At 51.4% G+C, this 16,221-nt stretch carries 16 protein-coding genes; 12 read left to right on the top strand and 4 right to left on the bottom strand.

Features of this window, described 5'->3' with window-relative positions:
• The first annotated feature begins 5 nt into the window (after positions 1-5).
• The 3 genes from J1836_RS13460 to J1836_RS13450 all read left to right on the top strand — a co-directional run bounded on the left by J1836_RS13460 (position 6) and on the right by J1836_RS13450 (position 4,380).
• The gene (locus J1836_RS13460) at positions 6-1,778 is read left to right on the top strand and encodes a VWA domain-containing protein (RefSeq protein WP_242632848.1); all 1,773 of its coding nucleotides are present in this window, start codon (positions 6-8) and stop codon (positions 1,776-1,778) included.
• Entirely contained in the window at positions 1,772-3,466 is a 1,695-nt protein-coding gene (locus J1836_RS13455; protein WP_207251644.1) for a BatD family protein, read from the top strand. The genes J1836_RS13460 and J1836_RS13455 overlap by 7 nt, the downstream gene beginning before the upstream one ends.
• Positions 3,467-3,528: 62 nt before the next feature.
• Positions 3,529-4,380, top strand: coding sequence for an XAC2610-related protein (locus J1836_RS13450; protein WP_207251643.1), 852 nt, complete (start codon positions 3,529-3,531; stop codon positions 4,378-4,380).
• Here J1836_RS13450 and J1836_RS13445 read toward each other — a convergent pair.
• The gene (locus J1836_RS13445) at positions 4,377-5,726 is read right to left on the bottom strand and encodes a TrpB-like pyridoxal phosphate-dependent enzyme (RefSeq protein WP_207251642.1); all 1,350 of its coding nucleotides are present in this window, start codon (positions 5,724-5,726) and stop codon (positions 4,377-4,379) included. The genes J1836_RS13450 and J1836_RS13445 overlap by 4 nt on opposite strands.
• A 62-nt stretch (positions 5,727-5,788) precedes the next feature.
• Here J1836_RS13445 and J1836_RS13440 point away from each other — a divergent pair, with 62 nt between their 5' ends.
• Entirely contained in the window at positions 5,789-5,959 is a 171-nt protein-coding gene (locus J1836_RS13440) for a hypothetical protein (RefSeq protein WP_207251641.1), read from the top strand.
• Between the two features lie 8 nt (positions 5,960-5,967).
• Here the strand turns inward: J1836_RS13440 and rep are convergent, their stop codons facing one another.
• Genes rep through J1836_RS13425 form a run of 3 tightly spaced genes read right to left on the bottom strand, consistent with a single transcriptional unit; the run spans position 5,968 to position 9,597 of the window.
• A complete protein-coding gene (gene rep / locus J1836_RS13435) occupies positions 5,968-7,968 on the bottom strand; it encodes a DNA helicase Rep (RefSeq protein ID WP_207251640.1) in 2,001 nt (666 codons plus the stop codon).
• 1 nt (position 7,969) lies between these two features.
• Entirely contained in the window at positions 7,970-8,671 is a 702-nt protein-coding gene (locus J1836_RS13430; protein ID WP_207251639.1) for a DUF3226 domain-containing protein, read from the bottom strand.
• The gene (locus tag J1836_RS13425; RefSeq protein WP_207251638.1) at positions 8,671-9,597 is read right to left on the bottom strand and encodes an AAA family ATPase; all 927 of its coding nucleotides are present in this window, start codon (positions 9,595-9,597) and stop codon (positions 8,671-8,673) included. The genes J1836_RS13430 and J1836_RS13425 overlap by 1 nt, the downstream gene beginning before the upstream one ends.
• Before the next feature lie 99 nt (positions 9,598-9,696).
• Here J1836_RS13425 and J1836_RS13420 point away from each other — a divergent pair, with 99 nt between their 5' ends.
• From J1836_RS13420 to ribBA, 8 genes are all read left to right on the top strand, one after another.
• Positions 9,697-10,041: a thioredoxin family protein gene (locus tag J1836_RS13420; protein WP_242632847.1), complete on the top strand. Its 345-nt coding sequence runs from the start codon at positions 9,697-9,699 to the stop codon at positions 10,039-10,041.
• Positions 10,038-10,646, top strand: coding sequence for a 1,6-anhydro-N-acetylmuramyl-L-alanine amidase AmpD (ampD, locus tag J1836_RS13415; RefSeq protein ID WP_207251636.1), 609 nt, complete (start codon positions 10,038-10,040; stop codon positions 10,644-10,646). Before J1836_RS13420 ends, ampD begins: the two co-directional genes overlap by 4 nt.
• A 109-nt stretch (positions 10,647-10,755) precedes the next feature.
• Positions 10,756-11,409 carry an META domain-containing protein gene (locus J1836_RS13410; protein ID WP_207251635.1) on the top strand — a complete coding sequence of 218 codons (654 nt, stop codon included), beginning with the start codon at positions 10,756-10,758 and terminating at the stop codon, positions 11,407-11,409.
• A gap of 81 nt (positions 11,410-11,490) precedes the next feature.
• On the top strand, positions 11,491-12,768 hold the full coding sequence (gene glyA / locus J1836_RS13405) for a serine hydroxymethyltransferase (protein ID WP_207251634.1): 1,278 nt from the start codon (positions 11,491-11,493) through the stop codon (positions 12,766-12,768).
• 6 nt (positions 12,769-12,774) lie between these two features.
• Entirely contained in the window at positions 12,775-13,284 is a 510-nt protein-coding gene (gene nrdR / locus J1836_RS13400) for a transcriptional regulator NrdR (protein ID WP_207251633.1), read from the top strand.
• Positions 13,281-14,396: a bifunctional diaminohydroxyphosphoribosylaminopyrimidine deaminase/5-amino-6-(5-phosphoribosylamino)uracil reductase RibD gene (gene ribD, locus J1836_RS13395; protein WP_242632846.1), complete on the top strand. Its 1,116-nt coding sequence runs from the start codon at positions 13,281-13,283 to the stop codon at positions 14,394-14,396. The genes nrdR and ribD overlap by 4 nt, the downstream gene beginning before the upstream one ends.
• A gap of 6 nt (positions 14,397-14,402) precedes the next feature.
• A complete protein-coding gene (locus J1836_RS13390) occupies positions 14,403-15,068 on the top strand; it encodes a riboflavin synthase (protein WP_207251632.1) in 666 nt (221 codons plus the stop codon).
• Positions 15,069-15,074: 6 nt separating this feature from the next.
• Complete coding sequence (gene ribBA, locus J1836_RS13385; protein WP_207251631.1) at positions 15,075-16,181, top strand: bifunctional 3,4-dihydroxy-2-butanone-4-phosphate synthase/GTP cyclohydrolase II; 1,107 nt, start codon at positions 15,075-15,077, stop codon at positions 16,179-16,181.
• The last annotated feature ends 40 nt before the right edge of the window (positions 16,182-16,221 follow it).

Below are 16,221 nucleotides of genomic sequence, written 5' to 3'. Positions count from 1 at the left end.
ACGCCATGTTGAATAACTTACATTTTCTGCACCCCGAATGGCTGTGGTTGTTAGTGGTGATTCCTGCAGTGTGGGGCATGAAAGTCTGGCGGTCGCGCCGTATGGGTGGATGGGAGCAGGTGGTCGATAAACATTTGATGCCGTTTGTATTAAGTGGCAAAGCGGGTGGGCTGAGCTTTTTGTCATTGGTTTTGTTGTCGCTGGCGTTATTGGCGGCGGTGCTGGCAATGGCGGGGCCTGCGTGGGAAAAGCGCGAAGTACCTGTGTTCCGCAACCAGCAAGCCTTGGTTGTGGCAATGGATTTTTCCGCGTCGATGTACGCTGAAGATGAAAAGCCCAATCGCATTACCTTGGCACGTTTCAAGCTGCTCGACATCCTCAAGGCGCGTCAAGATGCGCAAAATGGGCTGGTGGTCTTTGCGGGTGATGCGTTTACCGTCACACCGCTGACCGATGATAGTGACACGATTGAGGAACAGGTTAAAAACCTTTCCCCCGAAATCATGCCCGCACCGGGGAGTTTATTGACGCCAGCCATCCAACGCTCGGTGGAGTTGCTGCAACAATCGGGTATGAAGCAAGGCAATATCCTGTTGATTACCGACGGGGTGGCGGATGCTGAATCCTCTATTACGGCGGCGGAGGCAGCCCGTAATCTCGGCTATAGCGTATCCGTATTGTCACTGGGGACAGCCGAGGGGGCGGCAGTACCGCGTGCGCAAGGTGGTTTCTTGCTCGATAATGACAGTAAAACCGTGATTGCTCCCGTGAATCTGGAGGAGTTGGAACGTATTGCGACAGCGGGGGGCGGTGTATTTACCCCAGCCGCGCTCGGTGATGCTGATTTGAATGCACTCAGTGCGCAATGGCAAGCGCTGGCGAACAGTGCCTTGAGCACTGCGCAAGGGCGCAAAACCGATACGTGGGTGAACGAAGGTTATTGGCTGGTTTTGCTGCTGTTGCCTGTGGCAGTGTTAGCGTTTCGGCGCGGTTGGCTGGGGGCGTTGTTGGTGTGTATTTTGTTGCCGCAACAGCAACCTGCTCATGCCTTCGGTTGGGACGAATTATGGCAAACCCCCGACCAACAAGCACAAGCCGCACTGGATAATGGTGAGGTAGAACGTGCTGCCACCTTGTTCCAGAATCCTGAATGGAAAGGGGCGGCTGCTTACAAAAACAAGGATTACGCTACGGCTGCACAACAATATGCTGCCCAGAACAGTATTGATGCCAAGTATAATTATGGCAATGCTCAAGCCAAGGCAGGTAAATTCAAGGAGGCGATGGATGCTTACCAGCAGGTCTTAGCGGCTGATCCGAATCATGCCGATGCTCAAAATAACTTAAAAGTTATTGAAGACGCGTTGAAAAAGCAGGATCAAAATAAGGATAAGGGAGACAAGGGGGAAAGTGATCCCCAGCAATCACCAGAGCAAGACCCGCAGCAAAACCAGCAACAGAACAGTCAAGCCGATAAAGACCAGAAACAACAAGCTGCTGAAGAAAAGCACAAGCAGGATGCTGCCCAAAAAGCTGCCGAAGAGCAGGCGAAACAGGCAGAGCAACAAAGTGAGCAAGGCAAGCCAGAGCCGCCAGACAAGGGTGACAGCGGCGAACAAGCGGCTCAGGCTCAGGAAAACCCGCAGCAACGCGAGCAGGAACAAGCCACCGAACAATGGTTACGGCGCATTCCTGATGACCCTTCAGGCTTGTGGCGGCGCAAATTTCAGTACCAATATCAACAACGGGGTGAGCAAACGCGAGGTGAAGAATGGTAAGGTTGTTCTTAATTGCCCTATTGTGGTGTCTGCCGTTTTGGGCGCACGCCGCTGTTATCATGGCGCAGCTTGACCGTAATCCAGTGGCAATGGGTGATCCCGTGGTACTCACGTTTACCACGAACAGTATGCTGTCCAGCGAGCCAGACCTCACCCCCTTAGAACAAGATTTTGAAGTGCGTGGGCGTTCGCAAAGCAACAGCATGGTCATGATCAATGGCGCAAGTAGCCTGCGCACGACGTGGGAAGTAACCTTATACCCGCGTAGAACTGGCACGTTACCGATTCCCGCCATTCAATTTGGAACGGATCAAAGCCAAGCTTTGGATGTGCAAGTATTAGAGCAGCCCGCTCCAGCAGCAGGAGGCGCACCCGATATTTTCATTGAGTTAAGCGCTGAACCGCAACAGCCGTTTGTGCAGCAACAAACCATTATCACCCAGCGCATGTTCCACGTAACGCCATTGGAAGCACAAGCCAGTTTGAGCCACCCGCCGATTGAAACGGGCAAAGGCAATATCCAGCAAATAGGCAATACTCACAACACCACGATGTTACGTAACGGGCGCAATTATCAGGTGATTGAACGGCGCTATGCGTTGATTCCGCAACAAAGTGGTGTATTGACCTTGGGGCGCACTACGTTTGAAGGCATCTTAGCCGAGCCGGGGGCGCGTGGTTTTGACCCGTTTGGTTTGAGTGGCAAGCGGATTCGGCGTTTTTCTGAACCCTTAACACTCCACATTCAAGAACAACCCGCCAGTTACACAGGCAAGCAATGGTTGCCCGCGAATAGCCTCACTTTGAATGCCCATTGGCAAATCCCCGCGAACAAATTGAAAGCGGGTGAACCCGTGACGCTGACCTTGGCAATTGTGGCGGATGGGTTAGCTGCCGAGCAGTTGCCCAAGTTAGACATCCCCGTTCCGGCGGGCATCAAGGCATACACCGATCAGCCAGAATTGCGTAATGATGCTGGTAAAAGCGGTGTAGTCGGGGTGCGTCAGGAAAAATGGGTGGTGGTCGCGCCTTACAACGGTGAGTATGAATTTCCCGGTGTTACGGTGGATTGGTGGAATACCGCAACTAGCAAGCAAGAAACCGCACGGGTTGAACCCACCAAAATGGTGGTAACAGGTGGAGCAGCGCCGCCAGTAGGTATGCCACCCGCATCCGCCACGCCTTCGCCTGCATCGACAGCCCAAGCTGACAAAGTAGCCGTCAGTGCGGCAGGTGCGGATGCGTCATGGTTCTCGTGGAGTCGCCTCGCCGCCGTGTTGTTATTGATCTGGGCAGTCTTGTCGTTGGCTTGGTTGGCATGGCTCTGGTGGCAAAAACGCAGCAGTTCACCGCGCCAGACCGTAGCCGCACCGCGCAAGCTGGATGCGAAAGCCGTCTGGAAGTGCCTTGAACAAGCCTGCCAACAAAACCAGCCACAGGTAACGCACGATGCTTTAGTGCAATGGTTGGATGTCGGGTTAAACATTCGTCCCGCGTTAATTACCAACCTGCGTGAACAAGCTTCTCCGCGCTTGCGGCTAGAAATTGATGCCTTGAATGCGGTGCTGTACGGGCGTAGCAGTAGCGGTTGGAAAGGTGCGGCGTTGTTACAAGCCTTGCAAGCGTTCAAACCTGTTGGCACTGCCCGCGCCCAAGAGGCAGGGCTTGCCACACTTTACCCCGATTAATCTGAACGAAATCACAACATCGGGTCTAAGCTCTGATGCTGATAATACAATGAGGTGAGCGTATGCGAATGCCTATCCAAGTCGGGTTGGTCGGGTTGGGAACGAGTTTACTAACCCTGAATGCAGCGGCATTCACCACGCCGCAAGGCTATGCCCACTTACCCGTGACATTTGCCCCAGCTCCTAACGTGGAGGTGGTTATTTCCCAGCAAGGCAATGCGATTAGCGCCAAATTACCCAGCGCTAAAACCCAAGCTTTGGGGGAAATGCCCGATGTGCCAGAGGGCAGTCAAACCATTGATGGACTATTATTGCAAGCCGACTTCAACTTCGATGGGCAGGGTGATATAGCAGTGCTGGACGGAGTGGGCTATGGAGGCGTGAACTTGTTTTATCGCTTGTATTTGTGGAACAAAGCCTCAGGTAAATTTCAGGAATACAAGGAAACGATCAGCAATCCGACCCTGATGCCCGAAACCAAAACCCTCAGCACGGCGCAGCGTTCAGGGCCGCGTTGGTACAGCACCGATTACCGCTTCAACAAGGGCAAGCCCTATGCGTGGACGGAAGGCATGATGGTGGGTACGGAAGGCGACTTGTATTTCGTCAAAATCCACAATGCAGCAGGTAAAGTGATTAAGAACGTGGTGGCGGATACTCAAGATGCCTCTAACGTTGATGCTAACAGCGTTGCCGCCACGCGCACGATTGCCATTGAGAAAGCCGTGCTGCATGACAAACCCAACGTTGCCAGCAAAACCAAGCAATATTTGATCAAAGACGATGCAGTGACCTTGCTGGATTACCGTGAAAACGACGATGGTTCAGAATGGTTTTTGGTACGCTTCACGGGCAAAAAAGTGGTCGAGAAGTGGGTAGAGTGGGGCGCGATTAACCGCGCCCCAGCCAATTAACCAAATTTCGGCAGGTTGGCAAGTGATTCCTTGATGGCTTCTTCGGGATAGTCGAAGTCCGTCAAGTCGCCTTGTAAGTAACGGTCATAGGAGGTCATGTCGAAATGCCCGTGCCCTGACAGGTTAAACAGCAAGGTTTTGGCTTCGCCGGTTTTCGCACAGTTTTGCGCTTCACGAATCGTGGCAGCAATCGCATGGCACGATTCGGGTGCAGCAATAATGCCTTCACTTTTGGCGAACAGCACACCCGCCGCAAAAGTTTCCAGTTGTGGGACAGCAACCGCTTCGATCAAACCTTCGTGATACAACTGGCTGACCAGTGCCGATTCGCCATGATAACGTAAGCCACCTGCGTGAATGCCTGGTGGCATGAAGTCGTGTCCTAATGTGTACATCTTCATCATCGGGGTTAAGCCAGCGGTATCGCCGTAGTCGTAGGTGTAGATGCCTTTGGTTAAGGTCGGGCAAGAGGTCGGTTCAACCCCGACAAGCCGGACATTTTTGCCCGCCGCATTATCCGCAAGGAACGGGAAGGCCAGCCCACCAAAGTTAGAACCACCACCGCATGGGGCAAAAATCATGTCAGGGTAATCACCCGCCAGTGCCATTTGCTTTTTGGCTTCCAACCCAATGATCGTTTGATGCAGCAAGACGTGGTTAAGCACTGAACCGAGCGCGTAGTTGGTATCGTCGCGGCTGGCGGCTTCTTCCACCGCCTCGGAAATGGCGATGCCTAACGAGCCTTGTGAATCAGGGTGTGCGGCAAGGATAGCGCGACCGGATTCGGTCATATCGGTGGGGCTAGCGAAGACTTCCGCACCCCACGTTTGCATCATGGAACGGCGGTAAGGCTTTTGTTGGTAGCTTACTTTTACCATGTAAACGCGTACATCAATGCCAAATATTTGCCCTGCCAGTGCCAACGAACAGCCCCATTGACCCGCGCCCGTTTCGGTGGAGAGGCGTTTAATGCCTGCTTGCTGGTTGTAATACGCTTGTGCAACCGCTGTATTGGGTTTGTGTGAACCGGCTGGGCTGACGGATTCGTTCTTGTAGTAGATTTTCGCGGGGGTATTGAGTAGCTTTTCCAGTCGGTGGGCGCGGTATAACGGCGATGGACGCCACATCGTCAGGGCTTCGCGCACGGGATCGGGGATTTTGATCCAGCGTTCGGCACTGACTTCTTGCATCACTAAGGCTTCGGGGAAAATCGCCAGCATGGCTTCGGGCGGAACGGGCTTGCCATCCGGCCCCAAGTAGGGCGAAGGTGGATTTGGCATGTCAGCAACGACATTGTACCAATGTGTAGGCATTTCTGATTCGGGCAGGTATATTTTGGTGGTCATGCACGCCTCTTTTTCCATGTGAATAGTAGGCTTTATATTCCCACTTGCACCAGAAGTGTGCAATGCAAAAAACTACAGGATGGATGGTTATGTACCTCGATTTTTCACAGATGTCGTCTTCTGATATTTATTTTGCAATGACGCAAACCATTTTACCGCGCCCGATTGCGTGGCTGGGAGCGGGGGAGTACATGCACTTTGGAGAAGTGGTACGTTTGAAACCCGCAGTATGAGGGGGGCTCTAATCACCTAGCAACGCTTGTAAATTGGCGACGTATGCGCGTGCCGTTTCTTGGCGTTGTTCGGGGGTTATCGCGGCTTTTTTGTCTTCCCATTCCAAATGTTCGGGCGGCAATTCTTCAAGGAAACGACTCGGTTCAACCGTGGAGGCTTCACCGTAGCGTGAGCGGGTTTTGGCGTAGCTGATGGTGAGGTTTTTCTGAGCGCGGGTAATGCCGACGTAGGCGAGACGGCGTTCTTCTTGAATGCTGTGTTCGTCGACGCTGTTGGCGTGCGGGAGCAATTCTTCTTCAACGCCGACCAGAAACACGCTGGGGAATTCTAGCCCTTTGGCGGCGTGCAAGGTCATTAAGGCAACCGCATCTTGTTCTTTTTCCTCGCTATTGCGCTCTAGCATATCGACTAAGCTCATGTGCGCAATAATTTCACCCAAGGTTTCTTTGCCTGCGCCATCGTCGTGGAGTTTGCGGATCCATTCGACAATTTCCCAGACATTTTTCATGCGTGATTCGGCTTGTTTGGGCGTGTTGCAAGTGTTTTTGAGCCAGTCTTCGTAGCTGACGTCGTTGATAACTTGTTTGACAATGCTGGTCGGGTCGGTATTTTCAGCGGCGCGGGTGATTTCGTGCAGCCAAAAGCAGAACGTTTCGATGCGCTGAGTAGCTTTGGCGGACACGCGCTGGGCAAAGCCGAGTTCTTGAGCAGCGGTAAGCATACTGGTTTTACGCTCAAAGGCGTATTCGCCGAGTTTTTCCAGCGTGGATGTGCCAATTTCGCGTTTGGGTGTGTTGATAATGCGCAAGAAAGCGGCATCATCGTCGGGGTTGGCGATTAGGCGTAGGTAGGCTAGGATGTCTTTGACCTCCGCCCGTGAGAAAAACGACGTGCCGCCGCTGATTTTGTAGGCGATATTATTTTCGCGCAGGGCTTTTTCAAACAAGCGGCTTTGGTGGTTGCCACGGTAGAGGATGGCAAAATCTTTGAAATCGGCACGGTCGCGGAAGCGGGCTTTGAGGATTTCACTGACCACTTTTTCGACTTCGTGTTCGGGGGTACGGCAGGGCATGATGCGGATCGGGTCGCCTTCGCCGAGGGTGCTCCACAGATTTTTTTTAAATAAATGCGGGTTGTTGCCGATGAGTTTATTGGCGCTTTGTAGAATACGGCTGGTGGAACGGTAGTTTTGTTCCAGCTTGACCACTTTGAGCAGTGGGTAATCTTGCTGCAATTGTGCAATGTTTTCCGGGCGTGCGCCGCGCCATGCGTAGATGGATTGGTCGTCGTCGCCTACGGCGGTGAGTGCGCCACGAATGCCTGCCAGCAAGCGAATCAGGCGGTATTGGCAGGCGTTAGTGTCTTGGTATTCATCTACCAACAAGTAGCGCAGTTTGTTTTGCCAATGTTGCAGCGCGTCAGGGTGTTGCTCGAACAATTGCACAGGCAACACGATGAGGTCGTCGAAATCGACGGCGTTGTAGGCTTTGATCTGGCGTTGGTATTTTTCGTATAAAATCGCGGCGAGTTTCTCGTCGGTGGTATTTGCCAGTAATGCGGCTTGCTCGACGGAGATGAAGTCGTTTTTCCAGCGGGAAATGATCCAGCGCAGGTTGTCGGCTTCTTCCACGTCCTCTTTGTGGGCAAGTTCTTTGAGGATGGCTTCGCTGTCTTGTGCGTCGAGGATGCTGAAATTCTTTTTGTAGCCGAGGCGTTTGGCTTCGCGTTTGATGATATTCAAGCCAAGGGTGTGGAAGGTGGAAACGGTGAGTCCTTTGGCTTCTTCCTTAGTCAAGAGTTGCGTGGCGCGTTCGCGCATTTCACGGGCGGCTTTGTTGGTGAAGGTGATCGCGGCGATTTGGTCGGCAGAATGCACGCCTTTGCGGATCATCCACGCGATTTTCTGGGTGATGACGCGGGTTTTGCCACTGCCAGCGCCTGCGAGGACGAGGAGGGGAGAGCCGAGGTGGGTAACGGCGGCTTGTTGTTGGGGGTTGAGTCCGTTCATGTTATTGGAATACGCGGGTTAGCCAAGTGGTGAAAGGAATGATGGTGCTGGTGTCAGGGTTAGTATCGAATACTTTGGCCTGATAAGCTTTGCCAGCGGACATGCCTGGTTTCCTTTGCCATGCGAGTAGGGTGGATAAGCGTGCTTTGGATAAGTGCGTATCTTTAAATGTACGTAAGTCGCCTAATTCGTTTATCGCTGTGTCGGCTTTGTTTAGTAAGGATTGTTGTGCGGGATTGCCTAGATTATCGAGCAGTAAATCTTCTAGCATTCCATCTGTGCCATGTGTAGGCATAATCCATAAGCCAACAGATGGGATACCTGCTTTGGTGTGTAAAAATATTTCGCCTTGGTTTAAAGGATTCTGTAATACTGGAATGATATAGCCATGTTGTTCTAATAATGCGGTGATCTGTGCACGACGTTTGAGAAAACCATAGCCCTGAGCAGATGAGTCTGCATCTACAATAACGGCTAAATGTGTTATTTGTTTTTTGCTGAGGCGAGTTAGAGCAAAAGGTAAGGCAATAATGCGTAAAACATCAATGCGTAAAACATCAATGCCATCACTTTCTGCTTGTTGACATAAACTTCTAGGTGTTTCGGGTTCGATAGTTACATCTAGCTTAAGAGTACAGATTAGTTGCTGGCAAAAATCCTTATCGCTTTCACCTTCGACTAAGAGGATACGCTGATCTGTCATTAACGAACCTCCATGCCGGATTGAACAATCCATGCAAGGGTTTTCTCATCATAAACATCTGCAAGAATCTTTCCATTATCAGCGATTGCGGCACTGCGTCCCAGTGAAATGAGTTTGCCGTCAACTTCCTCATCTGCCAATGATACCTTGCAAAATGCTTTTACAGTATCTTCACTATGGGTCGTCGCAAATACCTGAATATTAAGCTCCTTCGCCAATTTAAACAACTTCTTCCATACTTCTTCTTGAATCGAGTAGTGCAGGCCATTCTCAAATTCGTCGATCAGTAGAAAGCCATTTTTTGCTTGAAATGCATGAATGAAAATTTGTAGAACTCTACTCATCCCTTCACCCATTGCCTTGAGTGGCGTAGCTTTTGATTTTCCTTTGATTTTTAGGACAGCAATGCGTTTTCCTTTTACTACAGGTGATTGAACAAAAACGATATTGGTAATATCAGCATTTAGAATTTGAAGTGCTTCCTTGATAGTTTCTTCTTCAGAGTTCAAGTAAATGATGTCCCATTTGTCTGCAAGGGTATTTTCATTGTCAATTTGAGTATTGATGATTGAAAATGGTAGGTCTTCTTCGTTGTTCTTCCAATCATTGAGTAGTAAGTTATTGTTGAAATATACTTCCGTATTATTTTTATTTTCGCTATCACCAATTTTTAGTGGAGAGTCAGTTATTTTTCCATCAAAGAAAATGTTCTCTAGGAAGTTATTTTTTCCAAAGAATTCATTGCGACTCGTTAAAATGGCTTGCAATGAAGATACTTTTCCATGTTGTGCATAAACCATAATGGCCTCCAACAACGTACTCTTCCCACTATTATTCTTCCCCACGATCAAATTCACCCGCCCCAGCGAGGGGATGGTCAAATCTTCAAAGCAGCGGAAATTTTTGATGTGTAAGCTGTCGAGCATGGCGTTCGTCCTTCATCCATAAGTCCCCGCACTATAGCAAATTTCGGCTTGCGGCGGTACAGGCTGTCGGCTGCGGTGGGTGCATGTATAATGTGCAGCATGACAAGTATCGCATCGCTTACCGACTTAAATTTTCATCATGTGCTGGCAGAAACCTCCGGCGCAGCCTTGGTGTTTTTCACTGCACCCAACTGCGGCGCGTGCCGTAGTCTGAAGACTGCCCTGAGAAAATGGCTGCATGATTACCCACCGCTACCCGTGTTTGAGGTCGATGCTGTCCACAACGGCGGGTTAGTCAACGCGCTGGACATTTTCCATCTACCCGCCTTGTTTTTGTACGTGGATGGTCATTACCACTGCGAGCTTCAATCCGAAGCACTGCCTGCACGGATTCACATCGCCATTCAAACCGCTCTGCAACTCCCCGCCGAGGATGAACCGTGAAGATTGACCCACAAACCGGCCTATTAGACGTTGCCCGCCAATGCCCATCACCCAACCACGACGCACGCCCCAACGGTTGCACTCCCGACCTAATCGTCTTGCACAATATCAGCCTGCCACCCTACGAATTTGGGGGGAATTGGATTGATCAACTCTTTATGAACCAACTTGATCCTACCGCTCATCCGTTTTTTGCGGAGATTTGTCACTTGCGGGTCGCGAGCCATGTGCTGATTCGGCGTGAAGGCGAAATCGTGCAATACGTGCCGTTTCACTTGCGTGCCTTCCATGCTGGTGTTTCCCACTACCGTGGGCGCGAACGTTGCAACGATTTTTCCATCGGTATCGAAATCGAGGGGACGGACTTTGAAGCCTTCACCGCAGCGCAATATCAACAGCTTGAAGCCTTATTACCTGCCTTGATGGCGGCTTACCCGACCTTGAGCCTGCAACACATTACGGGGCATGAACACATTGCACCGGGGCGTAAAACCGACCCCGGCGCGTTTTTCGATTGGCAGCGTTTAAGTCAGGTATTGGGGGTAAACTTACCTGCTGATGCTGGCGAATGTCCGTTTGTTGCAGTAATACCACCGCCCGCATAAAAAAGATTCAATCGGCAAAGTATCTATCCTAATCTATACTCATAGTGTTGCTTCGATAATACAGTTAACACAAATTTAGATCATCATGCACAAACGAGGGAGTGTTTTCATGAGTATGCGTCATCCAATATCCAAATCATTCATGCAGACACGCAGAAGCCTGCTATTGCTGCCGCTAGCGTTTATCGCTGAGCGCTTAGTCGCTGCGCCCGTGCCTGCCTTACCTCCCGGTGCTTGCCCATTAAACAGTGGGGGGCCATCCTTGCTAGGCTCAAAGTGGCGTTTATTTTCGGTATATGGCAATGAAGTGCCTAAGGAAGTGACCATCACGATGGAGGTGGGCGACAATGCATTGAAAGGTTTTGCGGGGTGTAATGATTACACCGCTGTTTTTCAACGGGTTGGGCATACCGGTTTCAAAATGACCAAAATTGAAAAAGGGGATAAAGGTTGTCCTGTATTGTCGTCGGGTGATGGCTTGCCAACGATTAATGTGGGTAGTTTAGAAGGCGGCTATCTGCGCAATTTAGGGCGGGCGGGCAGTGTGCAACAAGAAGGTTCGTTGTTACAGTTTTTTAACTTGAACGGTGAGCCATCAGTAGTGTTTGCCAAGTCCTACGGTGATGGTGGGGTTGAAGAAACTACCCCCGCAACCCCTGAGACAATACCCCCTGAAAGTAATCCTGAGGCAGCACCAGCACCTTTGTCGCCTGAAAGTAATCCTGAGGCAGCACCAGCACCTTTGCCGCCGCCGACTTCCTGATGAAAACACCGTAGGTTGAGGGTGAAAAGGGTGTTATGATACAACGCTTTTTTAGCTTCCAACGTGCAGGAGAAAAGCGGGATGTTTTCCAGCCAGATGAAAATTGAAGGTTACGATGATGAACTGTGGGCTGCGATGCAGTCTGAGGTACTTCGTCAAGAAGAACACATTGAACTGATTGCCTCTGAAAACTACGCTAGCCCGCGTGTGATGGAGGCGCAAGGTTCAGTCCTGACCAACAAGTACGCGGAAGGCTACCCTGCCAAACGTTATTACGGTGGTTGCGAATACGTCGATAAAGCCGAGCAGCTTGCGATTGACCGCGTTAAACAATTGTTTGGCGCGGATTACGCTAACGTACAACCGCATTCCGGCTCACAAGCCAATGCTGCGGTGTACATGGCATTGCTGAACCCCGGTGATACCGTCTTGGGCATGAGCTTGGCGCACGGTGGTCACTTGACCCACGGCGCGAAAGTTAACTTCTCCGGCAAAATCTACAATGCGGTGCAATACGGGATTACCGATGACGGCTACATTGATTACGCCGAAGTCGAGCGTTTAGCGGTTGAGCACAAGCCAAAAATGATCGTGGCAGGCTTTTCGGCTTATTCCCGCGTGATTGATTGGGGCAAATTCCGTGAAATTGCCGACAAAGTTGGCGCATATCTCATGGTCGATATGGCACATGTTGCTGGTTTGGTTGCAGCGGGTGTCTATCCAAGCCCTGTGCAAATCGCTGATGTGACTACCTCCACTACGCATAAAACCTTGCGTGGACCGCGTGGCGGGATCATTCTTGCCAAATCCAACCCCGATCTGGAAAAGAAATTCAACTCACTGGTCTTCCCCGGCATTCAAGGTGGTCCGTTGATGCACGTTATCGCGGCAAAAGCGGTAGCTTTCAAGGAAGCACTTGAACCTGAATTCACCGTCTACCAGCAGCAAGTCGCTAAAAACGCTAAAGTCATGGCAGAAACGCTGATTTCCCGTGGTTACAAAATCGTGTCCGGCGGCACGGATAACCACCTGATGTTGGTTGATCTAATTGCCAAAGGCATTACCGGCAAAGCGGCGGACGCAGCGTTAGGTGCGGCAAACATTACGGTGAACAAAAACTCCGTTCCAAATGATCCGCAATCGCCTTTTGTAACCAGCGGTATCCGCGTGGGTACGCCTGCGATTACCACGCGTGGTTTCAAAGAAGCGGAGTCTGCGCAATTGGCGAATTGGATGGCTGACGTGCTGGATAACGTGGAAGATACCGCCACGATTGAACGCGTAAAAGGTCAAGTTTTGGAAATTTGTGCACGTTTCCCCGTGTACAAATCGACATCCTTTGGCGATTATCCGGCGTAATACGGGATGCGATGCCCTTTTTGCGGCGCAGATGACACGCGGGTAGTCGATTCCCGCTTGGCGAACGAAGGCGATCAAGTGCGTCGTCGGCGTCGTTGCGTGGCGTGTGATGAACGTTTTACCACTTATGAAGTGGCGGAGCTGACACTGCCGCGTGTGATCAAATCCAATGCCGCCCGTGAACCGTTTAACGACGACAAATTGCGCGGCGGCATTATGCGTGCCTTGGAAAAGCGTCCAGTGTCGATTGAAAGTATCGAGGCGGCGCTCAGCCACATTCGCAAAAAAATTCTCATCAGCGGCGAACGTGAAGTCCCCTCATCCATGATCGGCGAGCTGGTCATGGATGAATTGCGCCAATTGGATGAAGTCGCCTACATTCGCTTTGCCTCAGTCTACCGCCGTTTTGATGACATTGAAGAATTCCGCAGCATGATTGAGCATTTGGAAAGCGATGCTTCCCCCGAACACCGTCAGCGCCAGCCCAATTTGCTACCGTTTCCCCCAAAAACATGAATTTTACCCCAGACGATCACCGCTACATGGTGCGTGCGCTACAACTGGCGCGACGTGGGCTTTACACTACCCAACCTAATCCGCGTGTCGGCTGCGTTATTGTGCGTGATGGACACATTGTCGGTGAAGGTTGGCACGAACGTGCAGGCGAACCTCATGCCGAAGTGAATGCGTTACGCATGGCGGGCGAAGCTGCCTGTGGCGCAGATGTCTATGTTACCCTCGAACCCTGTTCCCATTACGGACGCACGCCGCCGTGTGCGAATGCCTTGGTGCAAGCCGGTGTGGCGCGTGTCATTGCCGCAATGGTTGACCCCAATCCATTAGTCGCTGGCAATGGTTTGCAGATCTTGCAACAAGCCGGTATTGCCACCGCATCCGGTCTGCTCGAAAGCGCTGCGCGTGCGCTCAACCCCGGTTTCATTTCGCGTATGGAGCATAATCGCCCCTACATCCGCGTGAAAATGGCGATGAGTTTGGACGGGCGTACTGCGATGGCATCCGGCGAAAGCGTGTGGATTACCGGCGAAGCAGCGCGGCGTGATGTGCAATTCCTACGGGCGCAAGCAGGGGCAATGCTCACGGGTATTGGCACGGTATTGGCAGACGATCCGTCGCTCAATGTGCGCTTAACGGCGGCAGAGCTGGGCATTCAGGGTGAAGTGCGTCAGCCTACGCGGATAGTATTGGATTCTAGCTTGCAATTCCCACTAACCGCAGCAATGCTCAAACTGTCGGGCGACATCCGTGTTTACACCTGTAGCGACAACTTCGCAAAAATCACACAATTGGAACAAGCGGGTATCAATGTGCGTCGTTTTACAGGTGAAAAACTCGTACTCGCCGACGTGATGACTGCCTTGGTTGATGATGGCATTACTGAAGTCCACGTCGAAGCAGGCGCAACCCTCAGCGGTGCATTGGTGGAACAGGGCTTTGCTGATGAACTGGTGATCTACCTTGCACCCCATTTGATGGGGTCAAGTGCACGTGCTTTGTTCAACTTGCCGCACATCAACCAGATGGAGGAACGCCTTAACCTAACCATTCGGGATATTCGCGCAGTAGGGCAAGATTGGCGTATGATTATTAGCCCGCAAATCAGAGGTTAAAAACGGATGTTTACCGGCATTATCGAATCCATTGGCACGATCCGCGATATGCAGCCCCAAGGCGGCGACATGCGCTTAACTCTTGCTACCGGCAAGCTAGACATGCGTGATGTGGCACTGGGCGACAGCATTGCAGTAAATGGTGTGTGTTTAACCGCGATTGCGTTCGACGGCAGCAGTTTCAGCGCGGACGTTTCCCGCGAAACCTTATCCCTGACCAGTCTTGGTAATCTGTCACGCGGCTCGAAAGTGAATCTCGAAAAAGCCTTGACCCTGCAAACCCGTTTGGGCGGACATTTGGTCAGCGGTCACGTCGATGGTTTGGGTGAAATCATTAGCCGTCACGACGATGCGCGGTCAGTGCGTTTCAGCATCCGCGCCCCAGACCACCTTGCCAAATACATCTCAGCGAAAGGTTCAATCACCGTCGATGGTACAAGTCTCACCGTCAATAAGGTGGATGGCAGCACCTTTGAACTCAATATCGTCCCGCATACGCTGGAAGAAACCATCATTGCCGATTACCGCAGCGGTACACAGGTGAATCTGGAAGTCGATGTGATCGCTCGTTACCTCGAACGCCTGTTACTAGGCGATAAAGCCGCCCATTCCAGCACCAGCGGCAGCAACATTACCGAAGCATTCCTCGCCGAACACGGCTTTATGAAGTGAGAAACCATGCAATTCAACACCACAGAAGAAATCCTTAAAGACCTCGCTGAAGGTAAAATGGTCGTCATCGTGGACGACGAAGACCGCGAAAACGAAGGCGACCTGTTAATGGTTGCCTCGTTAACACGCCCCGAAGACATCAATTTCATGGCGAAAGAAGGGCGTGGTCTGGTGTGTCTGACGCTAACCCGAGAGCGCTGCAAGCAGTTAAACTTGCCGCTGATGATTTCCGGCACGGATGAGGCGCACACCACCAACTTCACCATCTCCATCGAAGCGGCGGAAGGCGTGACCACGGGTATTTCCGCGTATGACCGAGCACACACCATCCGTACCGCCGTAGCACCGAATGCGTTGCCCAGCGATATTGAACAGCCGGGGCATATTTTCCCGCTGATGGCTCAACCCGGTGGTGTGTTGACGCGTGCAGGGCATACCGAAGCGGGTTGTGACTACGCGCGTTTAGCTGGTTTTGAACCGGCGGCAACCATTGTGGAAATCCTCAACGACGATGGCACGATGGCGCGTCGCCCTGATCTGGAAATTTTCGCCGAGAAGCACGGCTTGAAAATGGGTAGCATCGAAGACCTGATCCGTTACCGTGTGCAGCATGAAAAAAGCATCGAACGCGTGTTTGAAAAAGACGTGCAAACCGAATACGGCGCGTTCCATCTGGTGGCTTACAAAGAATTAGCCAAACACGACATCCATCTGGCGTTGGTCAAAGGCGACATTGCCGCTGATGATACCGTCATGGTGCGCGTCCATCTGGAAAACGAATTGTGTGATTTGTTAGCGCTGACCGAGCCGGGTTGCGGTTGGCCATTGCGTGGGGTTATGCAGCGTATTCAGAAGGAAGGCAAGGGCGTTATTGTCATCTTGCGTGAGCCTATCCAAACACAAGATGTGTTAAATCGTTTGAAAGGGTTTGAATCTCAGCCAGTTGTGCAGGACAATACCCGTTCATCTCCGGCTGAATTAAAAACCTACGGTATTGGTGCGCAAATCCTCTCGGATTTAGGTGTGCATCGGATGCGCGTTATGAGTGCACCGCGTCGTTTACACGGTATTGCTGGTTTCGGTCTGGAAATTGTGGATTATGTTCAGGATTAAGTAACGCCTCCCCCAAGGTTTACGTAATTGTTCTTTAAGT

Source organism: Thiothrix fructosivorans, from assembly GCF_017349355.1.
In the GTDB taxonomy this organism is placed as follows: domain Bacteria; phylum Pseudomonadota; class Gammaproteobacteria; order Thiotrichales; family Thiotrichaceae; genus Thiothrix; species Thiothrix fructosivorans.
This window is presented reverse-complemented; position numbering and strand designations above follow the sequence as displayed.